Consider the following 23462-nt stretch of genomic DNA (forward strand, 5'->3'; position numbering starts at 1 on the left):
ATCGACCGCCTCATCCACCACGCCCACGTACTCACCATGGACGGAGAGTCCTACCGCACCCGCCGCTACACCACCGACGAGGGGTCAGATTTCAGTCGGCGATAGGGGGTCAATGTTCGTTCGGCGTTGACACGGTGTCCGACACGGCCTGCCGCTCGCCGCCGGACAGCACCACGGCAACGCTCACGAACGACATCAGGTGCTTCGTCATCGCGTCGACTCCTCCGCGTGCTGCAGGACCAATGCCGTCCTCGCCGCATCCGCAGCCTCGTGCAGCGGTACGTCCCGCTGGTGCGCGCACCAGGCACGCACTGTGTCGAGGGCGGCCGTGGACGTCCTACGCCGCCGAGTTCCCGGTCCGGTGTGACCTCGCGGCACCAGGGCCGCCCGGGAGCCGACGCCGGGCCAGTTGCAGGGCGCACCCGGGCGGCTTGGAACGCCCTGGCGCGTTCGGGTCGGTCGGAGCCCCATGAGCCCCCTGAACCGTCACGCAGACCCGTACGGCGGCGCACGGGCCCAAAGCCGATGCCTGCGGTCCGGCGGACGCGTTTCCATCCGCGACTGGACCGGTGCGGGTCCAGTAGCAGCGGAGGCACCCGCGACGGGGGTTCCAGGGGCTGGGCGACAGGGACGGGCGCAGGCACCAACGGGCGCGAGCAGGAATGCACCGGGCGGGGATGAGCACCGCCGGGACGCGAGAACGGCGGAAGCCCCGGACACCTGTGGTGTCCGGGGCTTCCGCGTGCTCCGCCTCAGCGTCGCCGATCAGTGGGCGTGGTCACCGCGGGAGTACTCGAAGACGAGCCCGAGCAGGCCCACGCACACCACGGGGGCGGCGAGCATCAGGATCCACCAGTCGATGGCCAGGCTCACGAACGCCAGGGCGCAGCCAATGCCCAGCAGCAACGGCCACCAGCTCCACGGCGAGAAGTGGCCGTACTCGCCGGCCGACTCCACGATCTCGCCGTCGAGCTTGTCCTCGGGCAGCACACCACCCGAGTTGCGGTCCACGAGCCACAGGTAGACGGCCAGCATGAAGGACATCGCGCCGACGGCCAGCAGCGCCGGGAAGCCGACGAGCTCCTCGAAGCGGGTGAGGAAGCCGTAGACGATGGCTGCGACGACGCTGAAGACGCCCAGGAGGTTGAACAGTTTGATGGAGAGTTTCATGCGGTCAGCCCTTCCGCGTGGCCATGGCGGCGTCGTCGACCGGCGACTGCTGCGGGGACTCCGCGGCCAGCTCCGGGTGGTGCAGGTCCAGTGCCGGGCGCTCGGAGCGGATCCGCGGCAGCGAGGTGAAGTTGTGGCGCGGCGGCGGGCAGGACGTCGCCCACTCCAGGGAACCGCCGAAGCCCCACGGGTCGTCGACCTCGACCTTCTTCCCGTTGCGCCAGGTGATGTAGACGTTCAAGAAGAACGGGATCATCGAGGCGCCGGTGAGCATGGCTCCGGCGGTGGAGATCTGGTGCATCCAGGTGAAGCCGTCCTCGGGCAGGTAGTCCGCGTAGCGGCGCGGCATCCCGTCCACGCCCAGCCAGTGCTGGATCAGGAAGGTCATGTGGAAGCCGACGAACAGCATCCAGAAGTGGATCTTGCCCAACCGCTCGTTGAGCATCTTTCCGGTGAACTTCGGCCACCAGAAGTGGAAGCCGGCGAACATCGCGAACACGATGGTGCCGAACAGCACGTAGTGGAAGTGGGCCACCACGAAGTAGGAGTCCGAGACGTGGAAGTCCAGCGGCGGTGTGGCCAGGATCACGCCGGTCAGTCCTCCGAAGAGGAAGGTGAACAGGAAGCCCAGCACCCAGAGCATGGGGGTCTCGAAGGTGATGGAGCCCTGCCACATGGTGGCGATCCAGTTGAAGAACTTCACTCCGGTCGGGACGGCGATCATCATCGTCATGAAGGCGAAGAACGAGAGCATGACCGCGCCGGTGACGTACATGTGGTGGGCCCACACGGTCACCGACAGCGAGGCGATGGCGATGGTCGCGAAGACGAGGCCCTTGTAGCCGAAGAGCGGCTTGCGGGAGAACACCGGAATGATCTCCGAGACGATGCCGAAGAACGGCAGCGCCAGCACGTAGACCTCGGGGTGGCCGAAGAACCAGAACAGGTGCTGCCACAGCACCGCTCCCCCGTTGGCCGGGTCGAAGATGTGCCCGCCCAGGGTGCGGTCCATGCCCAGCGCGAACAGGGCGGCCGCCAGCGGCGGGAACGCCATGAGGATCAGCAGCGAGGTGATCAGCGTGTTCCAGGTGAACAGGCCCATCCGCCACACGGTCATGCCCGGGGCGCGCATGGCGATGATCGTGGTGATGAAGTTGACGCCGCCCATGATGGTGCCGAAGCCGGACAGCGCCAGGCCGAACACCCACAGGTCACCGCCGAGTCCGGGGGTGAAGGAGGCGTTGGACAGCGGCGTGTACGCCGTCCAGCCGAACGACGCCGCGCCCTGCGGGGTGATGAACCCGGCGGTCGCGATGAGCGAGCCGAACAGGAAGAACCAGAAGGCGATGGCGTTCAGCCGGGGGAAGGCCACGTCGGGGGCGCCGATCTGCAGCGGGACGATGACGTTGGCGAAGCCGGCGAACAGTGGGGTGCCGAACATCAGCAGCATCAGGGTGCCGTGCATGGTGAACAGCTGGTTGTACTGCTCCTTGGTCTCCAGGATCTGCATGCCGGGCTCGAAGAGCTCGGCGCGGATCAGCAGCGCCATGATCCCGGCGATGCAGAAGAAGGTGAAGGAGGAGATCAGGTACATGTACCCGATGGTCTTGTGGTCGGTGGTCGTCAGCCAGCTGACGACCATCCGCCCCTTGGACCGGGGCACCACGCGCGGAGCGACTGTGGCTGCCTCGTCCCGTGAATACTCGAGAGTGGACACCGGTACTCCTTAGTTGGTCGTGGACAGGTCGGCGGGCTGGTCGACGTCCGGGAACTCGCCGGCGGAGCCGGGCTCGCTCACGTACTCCTCGCCCGGGTCCGGGTAGGAGTCGCGGTTGTACTCCGCGCCCAGCGCACCGGTCTGTCCCGCGTCGCGCAGGGACTGGATGTGGGCGTCGTACTCGGCCTGGCTGACCACGTTGACATTGAAGAGCATCTCGGAGTGGTACTCGCCGCAGAACTCGGCGCACTTGCCGAAGTAGGAGCCCTCCCGGCCCGTGGTGATGCTGATGGTGTTGGTGCGGCCGGGGAACATGTCCGCCTTCTCGAGGAACGCGGGGACCCAGAAGGAGTGGATGACGTCGCGGGAGGTGACCTGCAGCTCGATGTCGCTGTCCACGGGCAGGTAGAGGGTGGGCACGCGCTCGGGCACGCCCTCCTCGCCGTCCAGGTGGCCCTGGATGCCGGTGTCCCACACGTCGTCGGTGAGGTAGTTGAAGTCCCAGGCCCACTGCTTGCCGTACACCTGGACGGTGACGTCCGGGTTGTCGTGCGGGGTGGTGATCGCGGCCTGCGTGCGCACCGTGAAGAAGAAGAGGGACATGATCAGCGCGATCGGCACGATCGTGTAGAAGACCTCGAGCGGCGCGTGGTAGGCCACCTGCCGCGGGTAGCCGGTCTCGTTCTTGCGGCGGCGGTAGGCGATCATGCACCAGAGCATGAGGCCCCAGGTCACCAGGCCCACGGCCAGGGCCGCGATCCACGACCCGATCCACAGGTCCAGGATCATGTCGGCGTTGTCGGTGACGCCCCGCTCGGTGGGCATCCAGCCGAGCTTCGCCTCCTCGGAGCAACCGGTCAGCGCGGTTGCTGCCAGGACGGCGACCGCGGACGTCCTTGCCGCGCGGCGCCGGCGGCTGCCGGTTCGTGTGTGCGAACTCACAGACGGCCCTTCCTCTTCTTCTCGTGCTCGTCGTCTGCGCGCCGAAGGCCCCGATTCCCAGAGCCTGGACACAGTCATGTGGAATGTTTCCCTCCGAGCTTACCCCTAGTCGCTGACATCTGGTGACACAGTGTCAGCGTCCGCGCGGCGGTCCGGGGCGCGGTGCGGGCCGGTTTCCGGGGACGCTCCCGCAACGCACGGAGGCCCGCCGTCCGGGCGGACGGCGGGCCTCTCGGGAGGGTGCGGGGCGGCTCAGTGGAAGGAGTCGCCGCAGGCGCAGGAACCCCCCGCGTTCGGGTTGTCGATCGAGAACCCCTGCTTGGAGATCGTGTCCTCGAAGTCGACGGTCGAGCCCTCGAGGTAGGGCACGCTCATCTTGTCCACGACGACCTCGACGCCGCCGAAGTCCCGCACGGAGTCCCCGTCCAGGATGCGCTCGTCGAAGTACAGCTGGTAGATGAGGCCGGAGCAGCCGCCGGGCTGCACCGCCACGCGCAGCCGGAGGTCCGTGCGGCCCTCCTGCTCGAGCAGGGCGCGGACCTTCTGGGACGCGACCTCGGTCAGCACGACGCCGTGGGTGGGCAGGCCGTCCACTGCGGCGCCGTTCTCGGTCGTGACGCTCATGATGCTCACTTTCTGTGGAGGGTCGCCGCCCGGGTTCGGGCCGGCGGCGGGTCTGTCACGGGCACAACGGACGGGCGCCCGGGTTCATTCCCGGGGCTGCTGCCCGGAACGGGCGGCGTCGTCGAGGCCCAGCAGCATGAGGGTCTCCGCGACCACCGCGCGCTCGAAGTCCGCCAGGTGCAGGGACTCGTTGGCGCTGTGCGCCCGCGAGTCAGGGTCCTCGACGCCCGTGATGAGGATGTCCGCCCCAGGATAGACCTCCAGCAGGTCCGCGGTGAAGGGGATCGACCCGCCGATCCCCGTCTCCACGGCGGGACGGCCCCACGCCTCCCCCAGCGCCCACTGCGCGACGCGGGCCGCCTCGGAGCCCATGTCGGTGCGGAAGGACTGCCCCGTCTCCTCGAGCTCGAAGCGCACGTGCGCGCCGAAGGGCGCGTGGGACTCCACGTGCCGACGCAGGGCCTCGGCCGCCTCGGCGGGGTCCTGGCCGGGCGCTGTCCGCAGGCTGATCTTGGCGCGGGAGGAGGGCGCGATCGTGTTGGAGGCGACGTCGACGGGGGTCACGTCCATCCCCGTGACCGACAGCGCCGGCTGCGTCCAGAGCCGCGACGCGATGGAGCCGCGCCCGGCGAGCCGGACGCCGTCGCGGACCGCGGCGTCGGCGCGGAAGCGCTGCTCGTCGTAGACGAGGTCGGTGCTGTCCTCGGCGTGCAGTCCTGCGACGGCCACGGCGCCGTCGTCGTCGTGGAAGGTGGCGATCAGCCGGGCCAGCAGCGTGGGCGCGTCCAGGACCGGCCCGCCGTACATCCCGGAGTGCACGGCGTGCTCCAGCACGGAGACCTCCACGACCGCCCCGACCATGCCGCGCAGGCTCGTGGTCAGCGCCGGCACCCCGACCTCCCAGTTCGCGGAGTCGGCGATCACGATGACGTCGGCGGCCAGCCGGTCCCGGTAGGCCTCCAGGAAGTCCCGGAAGGACGGGGACCCCGCCTCCTCCTCGCCCTCCACGAAGACCGTCACCCCGAGCCCGAGGTCCTCGCCCCGCTGGTCCGTCGCGGCGCGCAGGGCCGCCACGTGGGCCATGATCCCCGCCTTGTCGTCGGCGGCGCCCCGGCCGTACAGCCGTCCGTCCCGCTCCTCGGCGACGAACGGGTCGGACTCCCACAGCTCCCGCCGGCCCGGCGGCTGGACGTCGTGGTGGGCGTAGAGCAGCACCGTCGGGTAGCCGGGGGCGGGCCGGCGGCGGGCCACGACGGCCGGGTGGCCCGGGCCGTCCCCGAGGGGCACCCGGAGGATCTCCACCTCGTCGAGCCCGGCGCCGGCCAGCACGGCGGCGACGGCCTCGGCGCTGCGCTCGAGCTGCGCGGCGTCGAAGGACTCCCAGGCGATGCCGGGGACCGCCACCAGCTCCGCCAGCTGGGCAACGGTCCTCGGCAGGTCGGCGTGCACGGCCGCGCGCACGGCGTCGAGGGGAACGGGGACGGTGGGGGTGTACGGCGCGTTCATGGTGGCCAGCCTACGTGCGGGCCCCGGCGGTGGGACGCAGGTGCGTCGGCTATCCTTGACGGGTGTTTGGACGCAAGAAGGACGCAGACCGCGCGGGTTCCACCGCGGTGACCGCTGAGCCGCCCCGGGCCGAGCCGGCCGCCCCCCGGCAGACCCCGGGCAAGGGCCGGCCGACGCCGAGCCGCCGGGAGCAGGAGGCCGCCCGCCGCCGCCCCCTGGTGCCCGAGGACCGCAAGGCCGCCAAGGCCCAGTCCCGGGAGAGCGCCCGCGAGCAGCGGATGCGGGCCCAGGCGGGGATGGCCGCCGGCGACAAGCGCTACCTCGGCCCGCGGGACAAGGGCCCGCAGCGGCGCTTCGCGCGGGACTGGGTGGACTCCCGGATCAACGTGGGCGAGTACCTGATGGTCGTGGCCCTGGTGGCCCTGGTCGTGCTGTTCTTCCCGATCCAGGACGTGGCCACCTACGGGGTCTACGTCATCTGGCGCTCATGCTCCTGGGCATCGCCGACGCCGTCCTGTCCACGGGCCGGATGAAGAAGGCGATCCGGGCCAGGTTCGGGACGGTGGAGCCGGGCGTGCGCTGGTACGCCGCGATGCGCGGGTTCACCATGCGCCGGCTGCGCCTGCCCAAGCCGCAGGTCGCCCGCGGGGAGCGTCCTTCCTGATCGGACCACCGGGCCCCACGGCCCCCGCTCCGCCCCCGTGCCCTCGGCCCGGGGGCGGAGCCGTTCCCGGGCTCAGCCGCGGCGGCGTGCCAGGCGCGCGAGCCCCTGGTTGATGCTCCTGGCCCAAAACGGCCCCTCGTAGAGGAACCCGGTGTAGCCCTGGACGAGGGTGGCCCCGGCGGCCAGGCGCTCCTGGACGTCCTCGGCGGTGGTCACCCCGCCCACGGAGACGAGCACGAGCCGGTCCCCCACGCGCTCGCGCAGCAGGCGCAGCACCTCGAGGGAGCGCTCCCGCAGCGGGGCCCCGGAGAGCCCGCCGGCCCCGCAGGCCTCGACCTCGGCGGGCTCGGCGACGAGTCCCTCCCGGGAGATCGTCGTGTTGGTGGCCACGATGCCGTCGAGCCCGAGATCCAGAGCCAGGTCGGCCACGGCCAGGACGTCCTCCTCGGAGAGGTCCGGGGCGATCTTGACCAGCAGGGGCACGTGCCGGGCGGCGGCCTCGTCGGCCGCGGCGCCCACGGCCGAGAGGAGCGGGCGCAGGCTCTCGATGTCCTGGAGCCGGCGCAGCCCCGGGGTGTTGGGCGAGGACACGTTGACCACCAGGTAGTCGGCCAGGGGCGCGAGCGTGCGGGTGCTCTGCAGGTAGTCGTCCACCGCGTCCTCGAGCGGGACCACCTTCGTCTTGCCGATGTTCACGCCCAGCACCGGCCGGGCGCGGCCGCGGTGGTCGGCCTCGAGCTCGCGCCGGGCCCGGGCCAGCCGCGGGGCCACCGCCTCGGCGCCGTCGTTGTTGAAGCCCATCCGGTTCACCACGGCGCGGTCCCGCACGAGGCGGAAGAGCCGGGGGCGCGGATTGCCCGGCTGCGCCTGGGCGGTCACGGTGCCGATCTCGACGTGGCCGAAGCCGAGGTCGGTCAGGGCGCCGATCCCCTCGGCCCCCTTGTCGAAGCCGGCCGCGAGGCCGAAGGGCGAGGGGAAGCGCAGGCCGAGCGCCTCGACCTCGAGGGCGGGATCGGCGCGGGTGTAGACCCGCAGGGCCGTGCTCAGCCGCACGGCCCGGGCCGCCCGGACGCCGGCGAAGCCCACCCGGTGGGCCTTCTCGGCGTCCATCCGGGAGAACACGGCCTGGAAGAACATAGGGTAGAAGCGCATGGGCCCAGTCTTCCACAGGGCCCCCCACCGCCCGGGCGGCCCCGCGAGCACCTCGGGCGGGCCGACGACCGCCCGCGGGAGGTGACCGGTTGAGCGCTCCCCCGGACCCGTGGGTCCCCGACGTGCTGGGACCGGGTTTCCGCGCCCGCACCGTGGACCTGGGGCCGGACTCGGCGCCGCACACCACCGCCACGGTGGTGCGCCACCGTCCCGACGGCCGACCGGCCGCGGGCGGGGCCCCCCGCGACGTCGTGCTGTACCTGCACGGGTGGTCCGACTACTTCTTCAACGCCGAGCTCGCCCGGACGTGCGCCGCGGCCGGGTACGGCTTCTACGCCCTGGACCTGCACGGGTACGGGCGCAACCTCACCGACGCGGTGCTCGCCGAGGGTGCCGGCAGTCCCGGGCACGCCACCGACCTCGCCGACTACGACGACGACATCGCCGCCGCCCTCGCGCTGCTGGCCGAGGACGGGCTGCCCGCGCCGGGCGGCCGGCTCGTGCTGATGGGTCATTCCACCGGCGGCCTGACCGCGGCCCTGTGGGCGGCCCGCCACCCGGGCCGGCTGGCGGGCCTGGCCCTGAACGCCCCGTGGCTGGGCAGCCACGGGGCGGACGCGGTGGGCGCCGCCCTCCGCCCGGCCCTGGGCCGTCTCGCCCGGCGGCGTCCGGACCGTGCCGTGCGGGCCCGGCTGCGCAGCCACTACTACCGGGTGATCAGCGAGCACGCCGAGGGCGAGTGGCCGATCGATCCGCGGTGGCGGCCCGAGACCAGCTTCGACATCACCCCGGGGTGGCTCAACGCTGTCCTTCAAGCTCAACGTGAGGTCTCGCGCGGGCTGGACCTTCAGGTTCCCGTGCTGGTCCAGGTCTCGGCACGCTCGCACATCCGGCCCTGGTGGTCGGAGCGGATGCGCTCGGCCGACACGGTGCTGGACGTCCGGCAGATCCGACGGCACGCCCCGGACCTCGGCCCGGACGTGACCGTGCGCTCCTACGAGGGCGCGGTGCACGACGTCCATCTCTCCCGCGGGCCCGTGCGGCGGGCCGCCCAGCAGGACCTCGTGGCGTGGCTGCGCGCCCTCGGCCGGCCCGGGGCCGCTCAGGCGGAGACGCCGGGACCCGCGACCCGGTCGACGGCGCCGCCGTACCGGCGGTCACGGCGGGCGTAGGCCTCCACCGCCTCCCACAGCGTGCGGCGGTCGACGTCCGGCCACAGGACGTCCTGGAAGACGAGCTCGGCGTAGGCGGACTGCCACAGCAGGAAGTTCGAGATCCGCTGCTCCCCGGAGGAGCGCAGGAACAGGTCGACGTCCGGGAGGTCGGGCTCGTCGAGGTAGCGCTGCACCGTGGCCTCGTCGATGCTGCGCGGATTGAGCAGGCCCGCCTTCGCGTCGGCGGCGATGGCCGCCGCGGCGTCGGCGATCTCGGCCCGCCCGCCGTAGTTGACGCACATGGTCAGGGTCACCACGTCGTTGTCGCGAGTGGCCCGCTCCGCCTCCTCGAGGCGGTTGATCACGGCCCGCCACAGGCGGGGCCTGCGGCCGGCCCACCGGATCCGGACGCCCCACTCCTGGAAGGTGGGCAGCTGGCGCTCCATGACGTCGGCGGTGTAGTTCATCAGGAACGTGACCTCGTCGAGGGACCGCTTCCAGTTCTCGGTGGAGAAGGCGTAGGCGCTCACGTAGGGGATGCCCAGCTCGATGGCCCCGGCCATCACCTCGATGAGCGCCGCCTCCCCCGCCTTGTGGCCCTCGTTGCGCGGCAGGCCGCGCTGGTTCGCCCAGCGTCCGTTGCCGTCCATCACCACGGCCACGTGCCGGGGCACGAACCGGGACGGGATGGGCGGGGCGGTGACGCCGGTGGGGTGCGGGGGCGGGGCGGCAAAGCCGGGCATGGTCAGCTCCGTTCCACGAGGTGCAGGGACCGGACGGCCCTCTCCAGGTGCCACTGTACGTAGGACGCCACGATTCCCGCCGCGGCCCGGGCCGTGCGCGGGTCCGCGGCCGCGATGCGCTCCCAGTCCCCCGTGAGCAGCGAGGACAGGTGCGAGACCGTGGCGGGGTCCGGGGCGGCGGCCCCGGGCGGGCGGCACGCCGGGCAGACGGCGCCGCCGAGCGGCGCCGAGAACGCCTCGTGCGGACCGGGGGCCCCGCAGCGGGCGCAGTCCGTGAAGCTCGGCGCCCACCCGGCGGTGGACACGGCGCGCAGGAGGTAGGAGTCCAGGACCGCGCCCGGCTCGTGCAGCCCGCGGGCCAGGGCGGACAGCGCGCCGACCAGCAGCCGGTACTGCTGGGCCGCGGACTCGTCGTCGTTCTCGGTGAACCTCTCCGCGGCCTCGGCCATGGCGGCGGCCGCGGTGTACTTGGCGTAGTCCGCGGCGATGACCGACCCGTAGCCGCGCTTGCCCAGGGCCTGGGAGACGATCTCCAGGTTCCGGCCGGTGACCAGCTGCAGCTCGGCCACGTTGAACGGCTCCAGCCGGGAGCCGAAGCGGGAGGTGGTCCGGCGCACGCCCTTCGCCACCGCCCGCACCTGACCGTGGTCGCGGGTCAGCAGCACCACGATCCGGTCCGCCTCGCCCAGCTTGTAGGTGCGCAGCACCACGGCGTCGTCCCGGTAGGTGCGCGATGCGAAGGTCGTCCTGGCCACTCGGTCATTCTCCCACGCCCGGCGGACACCGCAGCCGGGCGCTCCGGCACCGCGACGGCGGGCCGCCCCCGCAGGGACGGCCCGCCGTGCCGGCGCGGAGACGGGAGCTCAGCCCTGGGCGTCCCGGACCGCGCGATTGACCGCCGAGACGACCGCCTTGAGGGAGGCGCGGGTGGTGTTCGCGTCGATCCCCACGCCCCACAGCACCCGGTCGCCCACGGCCGCCTCGACGTAGCTGGCGGCCTGCGCGTCGCCGCCGGCGGACATGGCGTGCTCGCTGTAGTCGAGCACGCGCACGTCCACGCCCTCGGCGGCGAAGACCGCGAGCAGCGCCTCGATGGGGCCGTTGCCCTGCCCGGTGCAGTGGTGCTGGGTGCCCTCGACGTCCAGGCCGATCTCGAGGGTGGTCTCCCCGTCCTCCTCGGAGGTCGTGGTGATGTTGGTGATCCGGTAGCGGCCCCAGCGTCCGTCGCCGGACTCGTGGGCGGTGGGCAGGTACTCGTCCTCGAACGCCTTCCACAGCTGGGCCCCGGAGACCTCCCCGCCGCTGGTGTCCGTGTGCTCCTGCACCACCCGGGAGAACTCGATCTGCGCCCGGCGGGGCAGGTCCAGGCCGTGCTCGTTCTTGAGCAGGTAGGCCACGCCGCCCTTGCCGGACTGCGAGTTGACCCGGATCACGGCCTCATAGGTCCGGCCGAGGTCCTTCGGGTCGATCGGCAGGTAGGGCACCGCCCACACGAGCTCGTCCACGGAGCGCTCCTGCGCCTGGGCGTCCCGCGCCATCCGGTCGAAGCCCTTCTTGATGGCGTCCTGGTGGGAGCCGGAGAAGGCCGTGAAGACCAGGTCCCCGCCGTACGGGGAGCGCTCGTGGACGGGCAGCTGGTTGCAGTACTCCACGGTGCGCCGGATGTCGTCGATGTCGGAGAAGTCGATCTGCGGGTCCACGCCCTGGGTCAGCAGGTTCAGGCCCAGGGTCACGAGGTCGACGTTGCCCGTGCGCTCGCCGTTGCCGAACAGGCAGCCCTCGATCCGGTCGGCGCCGGCCAGGTAGCCGAGCTCGGCGGCGGCCACCCCGGTGCCGCGGTCGTTGTGCGGGTGCAGGGAGACCACGGTGGCGTCCCGGTTGTAGAGGTTGCGGCACATCCACTCGATGGAGTCCGCGTAGACGTTGGGGGTGGCCATCTCGACGGTCGCGGGCAGGTTGAGGATCATCTCCCGCTCCCCGCCGATCTCGAAGGTCTCCGCCACCGCGTTCGAGATGCGGGCGGCGAACTCCAGCTCCGTGCCGGTGTAGGACTCCGGGGAGTACTCGTAGGTCACGGCGGTGTTCTTCAGCTGCTCCTCGTACTTCATGCACAGCCGCGCCCCCGTGAGGGCGATGTCGACGATTCCGTCCATGTCCTGTTCGAACACCACGCGCCGCTGCAGCGTGGAGGTCGCGTTGTAGAGGTGGACGATGGCCTTGTCGGCGCCGTCGATGGCCTCGTAGGTGCGCTCGATCAGGTGCTCTCGGGACTGGGTGAGGACCTGGATGGAGACGTCGTCCGGGATCCGGTCCTCCTCGATGAGCCGGCGCACGAAGTCGAAGTCGGTCTGGGAGGCGGACGGGAAGCCCACCTCGATCTCCTTGTAGCCCATCCGCACCAGCAGCTCGAACATCGTGAGCTTGCGGTCGGAGTTCATGGGGTCGATGAGCGCCTGGTTCCCGTCGCGCAGGTCCACGGCGCACCAGCGCGGCGCCTCCGTGATCACCCGGTCCGGCCAGGTGCGGTCGGACATGTCGAAGGGGAACTGCTGCTGGTACGGCACGTACTTGTGGATCGGCATGCCGGAGGGCTGCTGGCGGTTGCGCATGGGGTGGGCCTGTTCTGCTCGAGAAGTCTGCGGGTGGCCGGGCATCAGGAACTCCGCAACGGGAGGCCGGCCATTCGACGACGGGTCAGGCCCCGTTGCGGCACGTAAGGAGGAGGGTCCCTGTCCGCATGTGTCCAACCTATCACGCGGCGCGCGGCGGACCGGCTCCCCGGCTCACCAGTCCCCCGCCGCCTGCTGGCAGGTGTACTGCTCCGCGGTCTGGCCGTTGAGCTCCCCCGGCAGCGCGGAGCGCACCTCCAGGCGGTCTCCCTCCGGGAAGTCCTGGCCCACCGAGACGAGGACCCCGGCGACGTCGGTGGTGGGCACGATCTGCGACGACGGCACGCCGAGCAGCTCGGCCACGGCGGCGGCGGCCTCGGACCAGCCGGCGCCGAAGAAGACCTGCGTGCCCGGCAGCTCCGCCGGCTGCGCCCCGCTCTCCACCGGGGCGTACCCCTCGTCCTCGAGCACCTCGGCGATGTCGCCGTCGCGGCCCTCGACGCCGGAGGCGTTGGACACCGACAGCGGCACCGTCTCCGGGTCGAACGGCGGGGCCGTCGACGCCTCGGGCGAGGGGCTCGCCGAGGCCGTCGGGGACTCCGTGGGGCTGGTGAGCGACCTGTCCTCGCGCAGCGCCTCGAAGAGGTCCTCCGCCGCGTCCTCCTCGAGCTGGAGGCGGTTGGGGTCCAGGGCGTAGGGCTCGGTGGGCACGGTGACGAACACCATGTCCGCCAGGTCCACCCCGCGCACGGCGGTGGCGAGGCCGACCATGGTGGGCACGGACGCGAGGTCCTCGTCCACGTGCAGGTTGCGGGTCGCCACGTCGGCGATCTCGTAGAGCTTGGGCAGATCCATGAGGGTGCCCTCCTCCTTGATCTTGCGTGCCAGCGAGGCCAGGAAGGACTGCTGGGAGCGGATCCGGCTGGTGTCCCCGCCGTCCCCGAACGCGGCGCGGCTGCGCAGGAAGGCCAGGGCCTGCTCGCCCTCCACCGAGGACACGCCGGCGGGCAGCTCCAGGCCGGACTTCGGGTCGTCGACGGCCTCGTTGACGCACACCTCGACCCCGCCCACCGTGGAGGACAGCTCCTTGACGGCGTTGAAGTCGGCGAGCATGAAGTGGTCCATCTTCAGGCCCGTCATCCGGTTGACCGTGGCGACCGTGCACCCGGGGCCGCCGTTGGCGATCGCCGAGTTCAGCATCGCGTCCTCCTCGGCCGGGTGCACCTCCCCGGACTCGGGGTCGGTGCACCGCGGGATGTCGGTCACGAGGTCGCGCGGGAGCGAGACGACCGTGACGCCGCTGCGGCCCTCGGCCACGTGCACGAGCATCATGACGTCCGTCAGCCCGGACCCGGAGCTGTCGTCGTCGTCGCCGTACTGGTCGTTGCCCTCGCCCTCACGGGTGTCGGTGCCCATCACGAGGACGTCCAGCGGCCCCTCCTCGACCGTGCCGGAGCCGTCGCCGAGGTCCAGCGGGGACGTGTCCAGGTTGGACTGCAGCCGCCAGGTCGCCGCCACCCCGACGCCGAGGACCACGAGCAGCACCAGCACCACCGCCAGGGCGGCCCAGCGCTTCCGGGACCATCGGCGGGCGCGCGGGCGCCCGGGGGCGTCGGGGGGCGTTGAGGACACGGTGATCTTCTCCTGGAACGGCCGCGGCGGGGGCCGGGGTCGGGGGGACGGCGCCCGGCCGGGGCGCCGGGAGCCATGCTAGTCGTGCGCGGCGCGGCCCGTGACGGGCCACGCGGTGGGGGCGCACGGCGGGGGCGCGCGCCGGGACCTGGACGTCCGGCCTAGAAGCCCAGGCGGGAGAGCTGTTTGGGGTCGCGCTGCCACTCCTTGGCGATCTTCACGTGCAGGTCGAGGTAGACCTTGGTGCCCAGCAGTGCCTCGATGGCGGTGCGGGAGCGGGTGCCGATCTCGCGCAGCCGGGAGCCGCCCTTGCCGATGACGATGGCCTTCTGCGAGGACCGCTCCACGTAGACGTTGACCCGCACGTCCAGCAGCGGGCGGTCGGCCGGGCGGCCCTCGCGCGGGACCATCTCCTCGACCACGACCGCCAGGGAGTGCGGCAGCTCGTCGCGCACTCCTTCGAGGGCCGCCTCGCGGACGAGCTCCGCGACCATGGTCAGCTCCGGCTCGTCGGTCAGCTCGCCGTCGGGGTACAGCGCCGGGGACTCGGGCATCCGGGCGACGAGCAGCTGGGCGAGGGCCTCCATCTGGAAGCCGTCCACGGCCGAGACGGGGATGACGTCCGCCCATCCCGGCTCCGCGGGAGGCGCGACCGGCGCGGGCGCGGCCGTTCCGCGGTGCCGCGGCTTCCGGGCGGCGCGCTCGGCCCGCTCGGCGCGGGCCTGGTGCTCGGCCGCCATGACGGAGCGGCCGAGCTCGGTGACGGCCAGCAGCTGCTCCGTGAGCTCGGCGCGGGAGACGGTGTCGGTCTTCGTGACGATCGCGACGACGGGCTTGTTGCCGGAGGCGGCCAGCTGCTGGGCGATGTAGCGGTCCCCCGGGCCGATCTTCTGGTCGGCGGGGACGCAGAAGCCGATGACGTCGACCTCCGCGAGCGTGTCGGCCACGAGGTCGTTGAGCCGCTCGCCCAGCAGGGTCCGCGGCCGGTGCAGCCCCGGGGTGTCCACCAGCACGAGCTGCCCCTCGGGGCGGTGCACGATGCCGCGGATGGTGTGGCGCGTGGTCTGCGGCCGGTTCGAGGTGATCGCGACCTTCTGCCCGACCAGGGCGTTGGTCAGCGTGGACTTGCCGGCGTTCGGACGGCCGACGAGCACCGCGAACCCGGCACGGAACGGCCCGGGGGGCTCTGTGGACCCGGCGGGGGCGGCTCGGCGGGGGTGGCTCAGACATGGTGGTGGGACTCCTCCTCGGACTCCAGTGCGGCGGGATCCACGGCCGTGGACCCCGGGGGAACCCACTCCGGGTCCCGGTGGACCTCCAGCTGGCCCACCCGGTTGCGCCGGCCCTCCAGGGTGACGGCTTCGAGGACGATGCCCTCGACGGTGGCGCGGGAGCCCACGATGGGCACCCGGCCGATGCTCTTGGCCAGCAGCCCGCCGGCCGTGTCCACCTCGTCGTCCTCGAGGTCGACGCCGAACAGGTCGCCCAGGTCCTCGACCCCCAGGGCTGCCGAGACGCGGTAGCGGCCGTCGCCGAGCTCGGCGACCTCGGGCTTCTCGCGGTCGTACTCGTCGACGATCTCCCCGAGCAGCTCCTCGATGAGGTCCTCCAGGGTCACCAGCCCGGCGGTGCCGCCGTACTCGTCGACGACGACAGCCACGTGGATGGACTCGAGCTGCATCTCGCGCAGCAGCTCGTTGACCTTCTTGGACTCCGGCACGTAGCGGACCTCGCGGGCCAGCTCGGACAGCCCGCCGATCCGCAGCCCGGCGCCCTGCCGGTGCACGCGCTCCGCCAGGTCCTTCTGGTAGAGGATCCCCAGCACGTCGTCGGCGCTCTCCCCGATGACGGGGATCCGGGAGTAGCCCGAGCGGAAGAAGAGGTTCAGCGCGTTGTCCACGGTGTCGTCGTCGTCGACGGTGACCATGTCGGTGCGCGGCACCATGACGGCCCGGACGTTCGTGTCGTCGAGGTCGAAGACCGAGTGCAGCAGCTCGGCCTCGTTGTCCTCGATGACGTCCTGGTCGGTGGAGCGGTCGACGAACTCGAGCAGCTCCTCCTCGGTGAGGAAGCCGGGGGCGGCGTGCCGGCGCCGGCGACCGAGGACCCGAGGCGCACCAGCAGGCCCGGCACGGGCCCCAGCACGGCGCGCAGCACGCGCACGAGGCCCGAGGTGAACCGGACGGTGCCGGCGGGGTTGCTGCGGCCCACCTGGCGGGGGGACACCCCGGTGAGGACGAAGCCCACCGCGGCCATCACCACGGTGGCGAGCAGCCCGGCCAGCCAGACGTCCCCGAGCCCGTGGAACATCGCGAGGGCCACGGCCACGGCGGAGGCGGTCTCGAACCACACCGTCCAGAAGCGCAGGGCGTGCAGGTGGGCGGTGGGCGTGGCCAGCAGCCTGGCGGCGGCCGAGCCGGGGTCCTCCCGGACGATGGTCTCGGCGTCGGCGCGCGGCAGGTAGGTCAGGCCGGTCTCCGCGGCGGTGAGCACGAACGCCGTGCACAGGAACACGACGGCCGCGAGGACCAGGACGGCAGTGGTCACGGTCCGCTACTCCATGGTCTCGACCGGGGCGGGACGGCCGAGGAAGTCGGTGAGCAGGTCCCGCTGCAGGGCGAACATGACGCGCCGCTCGTCGGGCTCGGCGTGGTCGTGGCCCAGCAGGTGCAGGATCCCGTGGGTGGTGAGCAGGCACAGCTCGTCCGCGACCGAGTGCCCGGCGGCCTCGGCCTGGCGGCGGGCCACCGGCGGGCACAGCACGATGTCGCCCAGCGTCCCCTCCGCGGGCCGCTCGGCGGTGCCGGGGCGCAGCTCGTCCATGGGGAAGGAGAGCACGTCCGTGGCGCCGGGCAGGTCCATCCACTCGACGTGCAGGCGCGCCATCTCCTCCTCGCCGACGACGGCGATCGACAGCTCGGCGTCGGGGTGCACGTGCAGGCGCCGCAGGACGTGCTCGGCGAGCCGGCCCAGCAGCTCGGCGTCGACGGCGGCCCAGGCCGCACGGTCCGCGGCCGGCACCTCCTCGGGGTCGGCGTGGAGGTCGAACTCGACGGCCATCAGGCGCGCTCCCCGTGCTCGGGGGCGGCGCCGCTCTCGGCGGCCCGCGCCGCCCTCGTGCTCTCCTTGCGCTCCCGGCGCTCGTTGCGCCGCCGGTTCGTGGTGTCGAAGACGTCGTAGGCGCTGACGATGCGGCTCACCAGTTCGTGGCGCACGACGTCCTCCGCGGTCATCTCGGTGAACGCGACGTCCTGGACACCGCCGAGCACGTGCTGCACCTGGCGCAGCCCGGACGAGGTGCTGCCGGGCAGGTCCACCTGGGTGACGTCGCCGGTGATCACCATCTTCGAGCCGAAGCCCAGGCGGGTGAGGAACATCTTCATCTGCTCGGGCGTGGTGTTCTGCGCCTCGTCGAGGATGATGAACGCGTCGTTGAGGGTCCGCCCGCGCATGTACGCCAGGGGTGCCACCTCGATCGTCCCCGCCTCCATGAGCCGCGGGATGGACTCCGGGTCCATCATGTCGTGCAGCGCGTCGTAGAGCGGGCGCAGGTACGGGTCGATCTTCTCGCTCAGCGTCCCCGGCAGGTAGCCGAGGCGCTCCCCCGCCTCCACGGCCGGGCGCGTGAGGATGATCCGGGAGACCTCCTTGGCCTGCAGCGCCTGCACGGCCTTGGCCATGGCGAGGTAGGTCTTGCCCGTGCCGGCCGGACCGATGCCGAACACGACGGTGTGCTCGTCGATCGCGTCGACGTAGGACTTCTGGTGCAGGGTCTTGGGCCGGATCTTGCGGCCCCGGCTGGAGAGGATGTTCTGGGTCAGCGCTCCGCTGGGCCGGACGGAGAGGTCCCGGCCGATGAGCTCGAGCAGCTGCGTGATCACCTGGGGGGTGATCGCGGTCTCGCGTCCGGCGAGGACCTTCAGCTCGTCGAAGAGCGTCGCGACGATCTGCACGGGACCGGTCGGACCCTCGATGCCGAGCTCCAGCTCCCGCGGGCGGGTCGAGAGGCCGGGGAAGGCCGCCTCGACCTGGCGCAGGGTGTCGTCCCCGGAGCCGAGGCAGCGGACCATGGTCTCGCGGTCGGGAAAGGTGATGACGGTGCGGGCCGTCAGTGGGTGCGTGGTGCCGGGCAGCGTCTCAGTCATGGGTGCGGCCCGTGGGGCCGTGCTCTCGCTCTCTCGATGGGTGCTGTGCTTGCGGTGCGGGTGCCGGTGCGGCACCGCGGTACGGCGGCGGGCGCCCCGCGGGGCAGGCCCTGCTACCAGAGTACCGCGCGGCTCCGGCGCCCGGGCCCGCCCGGGCGGACATTCCGATTTGGTATCGGTCACGGTGCAGCGGCCGTTGCGGGCGTGGGGCCCCGGGACGCTGTGCTGGAATGGTCGGGTCCTCCGGCAGGGGGACGGGTGCGGGCCCCGGCCGGCCGCACCGGCATCCCCACCGACCCGGAGAGACGAGGTGTGCGTCCCCCCATGGCCACTGACCTGTTCCGGTCCCCCGCCCGCCGCGCCCGCCGCCGCGCGGGCGCCCTGTCCGCGGCCTGCGTCGTCGTGCTCGCGGGGTGCGCCCCGGGCCCGGGGCGGCGCCCCACGGCGTCGTTCCCGCATCGAGCGCTGCGCCCGCCTCCGCGCCGGCCTCCGCTGCCGCTGCCGCGCCCGGCGCGGCGGGCAGCGGCGCCGCGGGCAGCAGCAGCGCGGTCGCCACCACGAAGGTCCCGGTGTACTGGGCGGGGCGGCCGACGGGGAGCAGCGGCTGTTCCGCGAGTTCCGGGACGCCACCGAGGGCCCGGCGGCCGTGGACCCCATCGCGGCCGCGGCCGCGCTGCTGACCACCGCCGCGCCCCAGGACCCGGGCTACCGCACCCTCTGGTCCCCGGTGGACCGGGTGGGAAGCTCCACCTCGCCGGACGGCACGATCACCGTCGACCTGCCCGCCGAGGCCTTCCGCGCCGGCCTGGACGAGCAGGACGCGCACCTCGCGCTCCAGCAGCTCGCCCACACCGTGACGGCCACGGCGAGCAGCACGGGGCTGCTGCCGCAGAACGCGGAGCCGGAGGTGGTGGTGCTCGTGGACGGGAGGGCCCGGGAGGAGGTCTTCGGCTCCGTCCGGCTCGACCAGCCCCTGCGCCCGGACGGGAACCTGGAGGCGCCCCTGTGGCTGCTGGACCCCCGGGAGGGCCCGCACCCCGAGGGCGCCGTCGAGATCTCCGGCCGGGCCCTGGAGGGCGTGGACGACGTCCGGTGGGCGGTCCTCGACGAGGACGGCGCGACGGTCGCCGGCGGGTCGGTGAGCACCACCGCGCGGGACGACGGGACGGTCGGGTTCCGCACCGAGGTCGAGCTGACCCCCGGCCGGTACGGGGTGACGGTCACGGGCCGGGACGCCGAGGGCGTGACCGTGCGCGACGACGGCGCCGTGGAGGTCGTCGCGGGCTGAGGGCCGGGCCCGCCGGGGGCGTGGGCGGGGCCGCCGGGCCGGGGCTCACCCCGGTGCGCCGTCCCACCGGCCCAGCGCGGCACTGAGCACGGCCAGGGCGACCGGGCCGGCCGTGGAGCTGCGCAGCACCTCGGGCCCCAGCCGCAGCGTCCGCGCCCCGGCGCCGGCCAGGGCCTCGAGCTCGCCCGGGGCGATGCCGCCCTCCGGGCCGACGACGAGCACGATCTGCTCCGCCGCCTCCCAGGGCCGGTGCGGTCCGCCGAGCAGTCCCGCCAGGGACTCGCGGGCCTGCTCGTGCAGCACGACCCCCGCCGTGCCGGGCCGCCCCAGCAGCGCCGTGAGCTCCCGGGTGGTGCTCAGGGGCAGCACCTCGGGCCAGCGGGCCCGGCGGGACTGCTTGGCGGCGGCCGCCACGGTGTGCACCCACTTGTCGTGGCTCTTGGCCGCCCGCTCCTTCTTCCACCGCACGATGGAGCGCTCCGCCTGCCACGGCACCACCGCGTCGACGCCGAGCTCGGTGGCCGTCTCGACGGCGAGGAGGTCGCGCTCCCCCTTGGCGAGGGCCTGGGCGAGCACCAGCCGCGGCCGGCGGACCGGGTCCGCGCTCACCGCGGCCAGGCGCACGTCCATGCTGTCCCTGCTGTCCGTCCCGGCGGCGCACAGCTCCCCGGTCGCCCGGGCGCCCGCGCCGTCGACCAGCTCGAGGCGCTCCCCGGGGCCGAGGCGGCGCACCGTGACGGCGTGGCGGGCCTCCGGCCCGGTGACGGTGAGCACCGCGCCCGGGCCGAGCCCCTCGAGCCGGCCGGGCTCCACCTTGAAGACGGGCAGGCTCACAGGTCGAAGCGGTCCTTGAGCCGCGAGAAGAACCCGCCGGAGCCGGCGGGGCTGTCGAGCGTGGTGCCGGTGGCCTGCTCCTCCCCGCGCAGCCGGGAGAGCTGCTCCAGCAGCTCGCGCTGCTCGTCGTCGAGCCCCGTGGGCGTCTCGACCTCGAGGTGGACGAAGAGCTCGCCGCGGCCGCCGCCGCGCAGCCGCGTGGCGCCGAGGTCGTGCAGGGTGACCGTGTGGCCGGTCTGGGTGCCCGGGGTCACCGGCACCTCGCGCTCCCCGTCGAAGGTCTCGAGGGTCACGGTGGTGCCCAGGGCCGCGGAGGTCATGGGCACGCGCACCCTGGCGTGCAGGTCGTCGCCCTGCCGCTCGAACGTCGGGTCCGGGTCGACCTTGAGCTCGACGTAGAGGTCACCGTTGGGACCGCCGGCCGTGCCGGCCTCGCCCTGGCCGGAGAGGCGGATCCGGTTGCCCGAGGAGACCCCGGCCGGGATCTTGACGGTCAGGGGGCGGCGGTCGCGCACGCGGCCCTCGCCGTAGCACTCGTGGCAGGGGTGCTTGATGACCGTGCCGAAGCCGTCACAGGTGGCGCAGGGGGCGGCGGTCACCACGGTCCCGAGGATGGACTGCACCTGGCGCTGCACCTGGCCGGCGCCGTGGCAGACCTCGCAGGTCTCCGGGCGGGTGCCCTCCTGGCAGCAGCTGCCGTTGCAGGTGGGGCAGACCACCGCGGTGTCCACGGTGATCTTCTTCTCGGTGCCGAAGACCGCGTCCTTGAGGGATACGCGCACGTTGATCAGCGCGTCCTGGCCCTGGCGGGTGCGGGAGGCGGGCCCGCGCCGGCCCGCCCCGGAGCCGCCGGCGCCCTGGAAGAAGGTGTCGAAGATGTCCTGGAAGCCGAAGCCGGTGCCCGGGAACCCGCCGCCGAAGCCGGTGTCGGTGCCGTTCTCGTTCCCGGTGGCGTCGTACACCCGCCGCTTCTCGGGGTCGGCGAGGACGTCGTTGGCGTGGGAGACGCGCTTGAACTCCTCCGCGGCCTCGGGACTCGGATTGACGTCCGGGTGCAGCCGGCGGGCCTTCTTCCGGTAGGCCTTCTTGATCTCTTCCTGGCTGGCGTCGCGGGACACACCCAGGGTCTCGTAGTGATTGCTCACCGTGGTCCGTTCTGTCGAGAGGTCTGGTGGGAGTTCTGGTGCAGGGCCCCGGCACCGGGGCCCGCGGGGGCTCAGCCCCCGAGGATACGGGAGAGGTAGCGGGCGACGGCGCGCACGGCCGCCATCGTGGACGGGTAGTCCATGCGCATGGGGCCCACGACCCCGACCTTGGACTGGGGCCCGTAGCCGGTGGCGACGACCGCCGCCTCGGACAGGGGCCCCGCGGCGTTCTCCGCGCCGATGCGCACGGCCACGCCGCGGGCGTCCTGCTCCATCTCGGAGAGCAGCCGGAGCATGACGACCTGCTCCTCGAGCGCCTCCAGGACGGGGCCGATGCTCAGGTGGAAGTCCCCGGTGGCGCGGGCGAGGTTGGCGGTGCCGGCCATGACCATGCGGTGCTCGGCCCCGCCCGCGGCCAGGGCCCCGACGACCTCGGCCACCGTCTCGGCGGCCGGGCGCAGCGCGGGCGCCATGTCGGCGGTCATGGTCACGAGCGCCGCGGGCACCGCGGCCAGGGAACGGCCGACGGCCGCGGCCAGCACCCGGGTGCGCAGCTCGAGCAGCTGCGCCTCCTCCAAGGGGGCGGGCAGCACCGCCACGCGCTGCGCGACCCGTCCGTTGGTGGGGATGAGCACCACGAGCACCCGGCCCGCGCCGAGGTCGACGACCTCCACGTGGCGCACCGTCACCCCGGACGCGTGCGGGTACTGCACGACCGCCACCTGGTGGGTGAGCTGGGCGAGCAGGCGCACGGTGCGCTCCATGACGTCGTCGAGGTCGGCGGCGTCGTCGAGCAGGCTCTGGATGGCCCGGCGCTCCGGGCCGGAGAGCGGCTTGACGGCCGCGATCTGGTCCACGAACGTCCGGTAGCCCTTGTCGGTGGGGATCCGGCCGGAGCTCGTGTGGGGGGCCGTGATCAGGCCCTCCTCCTCGAGCGCGGCCATGTCGTTGCGCACGGTGGCCGAGGAGACACCGAGCCGGTGCCGCTCCACGAGGGCCTTGGAGCCCACGGGCTCCTGGAAGTGCACGTAGTCCTCCACGATGGCCTGCAGGATCTGCAGTCGTCTCGGATGGTTCACGTCGCTCCTCCCCGTCGTCTCCTCGGCACCCGGGCCGCCTGGCACTCGGGCGGCCACAGTGCCAGCGCGATCCAGTGTAGCCCCCGTGTCCGACCCCACGGTCCCGCCCGCCCGGTTTGGTACGCTTCCGGCTGATCCGCGCCGGACGGGCGGGACCGCGACCGGGAGGACGAGCATGAGCGACTACGGCTGGGGGCCGCGCAGCCTCGACGACGCGGGCCTGGCCCGGCGGAAGCCGGTCTCCGCGGAGGTGCCGGTCGCCCCCGGGCTGCTCCTGGAGGACGTCACCACCGGCTGGGTCGGGGCAGTCGTGTCCCTGGAGACGATCGGCGGGATGCGGGTCATGGGCCTGGAGGACCGCCGCGGCCGGGTCAAGGCGTTCCCGCTCGGGCCGGGCTTCCTGCTGGAGGGCGAGCCCGTCGTCGTCGTGGAGCCCCGCCGGCCCCGGCGGCGAAGCAGCCCGGGCGCACCCGCTCCGGCTCCGTGGCCGTGGAGGGGCTGCGCGCGAGCACCGCCAAGGCCTCCCGCGTCTGGGTCGAGGGCTACCACGACGCCGAGCTCGTGGCCAAGGTCTGGGGGCACGACCTGGCGGTCGAGGGCATCGTCGTGGAGCCGCTGCACGGCGTCGACGACCTGCCGGCGGCGGTGCAGGAGTTCGGCCCGGGCCCGGGCCGGCGGCTGGGCATCCTCGTGGACCACCTCGTGCCCGGCTCCAAGGAGTCCCGGATCGCCGAGCGGACGATGCGCCTGCCCGGGGCCGCCGGCAACGTGCTGGTGCTGGGCCACCCGTACGTGGACATCTGGCAGGCGGTCCGGCCCCCGGTCCTCGGCATCGAGGCCTGGCCCGTGGTCCCACGGGGCACCGACTGGAAGACCGGCACCGCCGCGGCCCTGGGCTGGCCGCACCGCACGCCCGGGGACCTCGGCCGGGCGTGGCAGCACATCCTCTCCCGGGTGGACAGCTACGCCGACCTCGAGCCCGCCCTCCTGGGGCGGGTCGAGGAGCTCATCGACTTCCTCACCGCCCCGGGCGCCTGAGCTCCCGGGGCGGCGCGACC

Annotated in this window: 23 protein-coding genes and 1 pseudogene; 6 read left to right on the top strand and 18 right to left on the bottom strand. The window is 73.1% G+C overall.

Annotated elements, in window-relative coordinates:
• A complete protein-coding gene (locus BJF77_RS22680; protein WP_369821390.1) occupies positions 1-105 on the top strand; it encodes an ATP-binding protein in 105 nt (34 codons plus the stop codon).
• Positions 106-765: 660 nt separating this feature from the next.
• Here the strand turns inward: BJF77_RS22680 and BJF77_RS11505 are convergent.
• The 5 genes from BJF77_RS11505 to BJF77_RS11525 form a co-directional block, all read right to left on the bottom strand.
• Positions 766-1170: a cytochrome c oxidase subunit 4 gene (locus BJF77_RS11505; RefSeq protein ID WP_047802658.1), complete on the bottom strand. Its 405-nt coding sequence runs from the start codon at positions 1168-1170 to the stop codon at positions 766-768.
• A gap of 4 nt (positions 1171-1174) precedes the next feature.
• Complete coding sequence (ctaD, locus tag BJF77_RS11510; RefSeq protein WP_075872252.1) at positions 1175-2887, bottom strand: cytochrome c oxidase subunit I; 1713 nt, start codon at positions 2885-2887, stop codon at positions 1175-1177.
• Between the two features lie 9 nt (positions 2888-2896).
• Positions 2897-3829, bottom strand: a complete 933-nt coding sequence (gene coxB, locus BJF77_RS11515; protein WP_047802656.1) for a cytochrome c oxidase subunit II — start codon at positions 3827-3829, stop codon at positions 2897-2899.
• Positions 3830-4081: 252 nt separating this feature from the next.
• Positions 4082-4453: an iron-sulfur cluster assembly accessory protein gene (locus BJF77_RS11520; RefSeq protein WP_047802655.1), complete on the bottom strand. Its 372-nt coding sequence runs from the start codon at positions 4451-4453 to the stop codon at positions 4082-4084.
• An 84-nt stretch (positions 4454-4537) separates the two neighbouring features.
• Positions 4538-5959 carry a dipeptidase gene (locus BJF77_RS11525; RefSeq protein WP_075872253.1) on the bottom strand — a complete coding sequence of 474 codons (1422 nt, stop codon included), beginning with the start codon at positions 5957-5959 and terminating at the stop codon, positions 4538-4540.
• A 62-nt stretch (positions 5960-6021) separates the two neighbouring features.
• Here BJF77_RS11525 and BJF77_RS11530 point away from each other — a divergent pair, with 62 nt between their 5' ends.
• Together BJF77_RS11530 and BJF77_RS21805 are read left to right on the top strand one after the other, a co-directional pair.
• Positions 6022-6492 (top strand): DUF3043 domain-containing protein, encoded by a 471-nt coding sequence (locus tag BJF77_RS11530; RefSeq protein WP_255396237.1) that lies wholly within the window; start codon positions 6022-6024, stop codon positions 6490-6492.
• On the top strand, positions 6489-6623 hold the full coding sequence (locus BJF77_RS21805) for a DUF3043 domain-containing protein (protein ID WP_255396238.1): 135 nt from the start codon (positions 6489-6491) through the stop codon (positions 6621-6623). The genes BJF77_RS11530 and BJF77_RS21805 overlap by 4 nt, the downstream gene beginning before the upstream one ends.
• 72 nt (positions 6624-6695) lie before the next feature.
• Here the strand turns inward: BJF77_RS21805 and BJF77_RS11535 are convergent, their stop codons facing one another.
• Positions 6696-7775 (bottom strand): quinone-dependent dihydroorotate dehydrogenase, encoded by a 1080-nt coding sequence (locus BJF77_RS11535; RefSeq protein ID WP_075872254.1) that lies wholly within the window; start codon positions 7773-7775, stop codon positions 6696-6698.
• Positions 7776-7864: 89 nt separating this feature from the next.
• On the opposite strand from BJF77_RS11535, the gene BJF77_RS11540 reads away from it, so the two are divergent.
• Positions 7865-8947 carry an alpha/beta fold hydrolase gene (locus BJF77_RS11540; protein WP_075872255.1) on the top strand — a complete coding sequence of 361 codons (1083 nt, stop codon included), beginning with the start codon at positions 7865-7867 and terminating at the stop codon, positions 8945-8947.
• Here the strand turns inward: BJF77_RS11540 and BJF77_RS11545 are convergent.
• The 9 genes from BJF77_RS11545 to BJF77_RS11580 all read right to left on the bottom strand — a co-directional run bounded on the left by BJF77_RS11545 (position 8878) and on the right by BJF77_RS11580 (position 18058).
• Positions 8878-9672, bottom strand: a complete 795-nt coding sequence (locus tag BJF77_RS11545) for an isoprenyl transferase (RefSeq protein WP_047802650.1) — start codon at positions 9670-9672, stop codon at positions 8878-8880. The two genes, BJF77_RS11540 and BJF77_RS11545, sit on opposite strands and share 70 nt — an antisense overlap.
• 2 nt (positions 9673-9674) lie before the next feature.
• A complete protein-coding gene (gene recO, locus BJF77_RS11550; RefSeq protein ID WP_075872256.1) occupies positions 9675-10427 on the bottom strand; it encodes a DNA repair protein RecO in 753 nt (250 codons plus the stop codon).
• Between the two features lie 108 nt (positions 10428-10535).
• Positions 10536-12281, bottom strand: a complete 1746-nt coding sequence (gene leuA, locus BJF77_RS11555; RefSeq protein WP_047802648.1) for a 2-isopropylmalate synthase — start codon at positions 12279-12281, stop codon at positions 10536-10538.
• A 174-nt stretch (positions 12282-12455) separates the two neighbouring features.
• Positions 12456-13913 (bottom strand): LCP family protein, encoded by a 1458-nt coding sequence (locus BJF77_RS11560; protein ID WP_075872257.1) that lies wholly within the window; start codon positions 13911-13913, stop codon positions 12456-12458.
• 161 nt (positions 13914-14074) lie between these two features.
• Positions 14075-15139, bottom strand: coding sequence for a GTPase Era (locus tag BJF77_RS11565; protein WP_075872265.1), 1065 nt, complete (start codon positions 15137-15139; stop codon positions 14075-14077).
• Entirely contained in the window at positions 15136-15858 is a 723-nt protein-coding gene (locus tag BJF77_RS22685; RefSeq protein WP_369821399.1) for a hemolysin family protein, read from the bottom strand. The genes BJF77_RS11565 and BJF77_RS22685 overlap by 4 nt, the downstream gene beginning before the upstream one ends.
• Complete coding sequence (locus tag BJF77_RS22690; protein ID WP_369821400.1) at positions 15798-16460, bottom strand: CNNM domain-containing protein; 663 nt, start codon at positions 16458-16460, stop codon at positions 15798-15800. The genes BJF77_RS22685 and BJF77_RS22690 overlap by 61 nt, the downstream gene beginning before the upstream one ends.
• A 6-nt stretch (positions 16461-16466) precedes the next feature.
• Complete coding sequence (gene ybeY / locus BJF77_RS11575) at positions 16467-16973, bottom strand: rRNA maturation RNase YbeY (RefSeq protein WP_047802644.1); 507 nt, start codon at positions 16971-16973, stop codon at positions 16467-16469.
• Positions 16973-18058: a PhoH family protein gene (locus BJF77_RS11580; RefSeq protein WP_047802643.1), complete on the bottom strand. Its 1086-nt coding sequence runs from the start codon at positions 18056-18058 to the stop codon at positions 16973-16975. The genes ybeY and BJF77_RS11580 overlap by 1 nt, the downstream gene beginning before the upstream one ends.
• Before the next feature lie 646 nt (positions 18059-18704).
• Here BJF77_RS11580 and BJF77_RS20090 point away from each other — a divergent pair.
• Positions 18705-19346 carry a GerMN domain-containing protein gene (locus tag BJF77_RS20090; protein ID WP_075872258.1) on the top strand — a complete coding sequence of 214 codons (642 nt, stop codon included), beginning with the start codon at positions 18705-18707 and terminating at the stop codon, positions 19344-19346.
• 45 nt (positions 19347-19391) lie between these two features.
• Here the strand turns inward: BJF77_RS20090 and BJF77_RS11590 are convergent, their stop codons facing one another.
• The 3 genes from BJF77_RS11590 to hrcA all read right to left on the bottom strand — a co-directional run bounded on the left by BJF77_RS11590 (position 19392) and on the right by hrcA (position 22404).
• Positions 19392-20180 carry a 16S rRNA (uracil(1498)-N(3))-methyltransferase gene (locus BJF77_RS11590; RefSeq protein ID WP_047802642.1) on the bottom strand — a complete coding sequence of 263 codons (789 nt, stop codon included), beginning with the start codon at positions 20178-20180 and terminating at the stop codon, positions 19392-19394.
• A complete protein-coding gene (gene dnaJ / locus BJF77_RS11595; RefSeq protein ID WP_047802641.1) occupies positions 20177-21325 on the bottom strand; it encodes a molecular chaperone DnaJ in 1149 nt (382 codons plus the stop codon). Before dnaJ ends, BJF77_RS11590 begins: the two co-directional genes overlap by 4 nt.
• Positions 21326-21396: 71 nt before the next feature.
• A complete protein-coding gene (gene hrcA / locus BJF77_RS11600) occupies positions 21397-22404 on the bottom strand; it encodes a heat-inducible transcriptional repressor HrcA (RefSeq protein WP_047802640.1) in 1008 nt (335 codons plus the stop codon).
• Between the two features lie 175 nt (positions 22405-22579).
• Between hrcA and BJF77_RS11605 the strand changes: the two are divergent.
• A pseudogene (locus BJF77_RS11605) lies at positions 22580-23442 on the top strand (DUF3097 domain-containing protein).
• The last annotated feature ends 20 nt before the right edge of the window (positions 23443-23462 follow it).

Source organism: Kocuria sp. CNJ-770, from assembly GCF_001942375.1.
Classification (GTDB): Bacteria; Actinomycetota; Actinomycetes; order Actinomycetales; family Micrococcaceae; genus Kocuria; species Kocuria oceani.

Coding starts and splice junctions, on each gene's coding strand:
- BJF77_RS11505 (WP_047802658.1), bottom strand. CDS start 1,170: ATGAAACTCTCCATCAAACTGTTCAACCTCCTGGGCGTCTTCAGCGTC.
- BJF77_RS11520 (WP_047802655.1), bottom strand. CDS start 4,453: ATGAGCGTCACGACCGAGAACGGCGCCGCAGTGGACGGCCTGCCCACC.
- BJF77_RS11525 (WP_075872253.1), bottom strand. CDS start 5,959: ATGAACGCGCCGTACACCCCCACCGTCCCCGTTCCCCTCGACGCCGTG.
- BJF77_RS21805 (WP_255396238.1), top strand. CDS start 6,489: ATGAAGAAGGCGATCCGGGCCAGGTTCGGGACGGTGGAGCCGGGCGTG.
- BJF77_RS11535 (WP_075872254.1), bottom strand. CDS start 7,775: ATGCGCTTCTACCCTATGTTCTTCCAGGCCGTGTTCTCCCGGATGGAC.
- BJF77_RS11545 (WP_047802650.1), bottom strand. CDS start 9,672: ATGCCCGGCTTTGCCGCCCCGCCCCCGCACCCCACCGGCGTCACCGCC.
- leuA (WP_047802648.1), bottom strand. CDS start 12,281: ATGCGCAACCGCCAGCAGCCCTCCGGCATGCCGATCCACAAGTACGTG.
- BJF77_RS22685 (WP_369821399.1), bottom strand. CDS start 15,858: ATGGTGCCGCGCACCGACATGGTCACCGTCGACGACGACGACACCGTG.
- ybeY (WP_047802644.1), bottom strand. CDS start 16,973: ATGGCCGTCGAGTTCGACCTCCACGCCGACCCCGAGGAGGTGCCGGCC.
- BJF77_RS11580 (WP_047802643.1), bottom strand. CDS start 18,058: ATGACTGAGACGCTGCCCGGCACCACGCACCCACTGACGGCCCGCACC.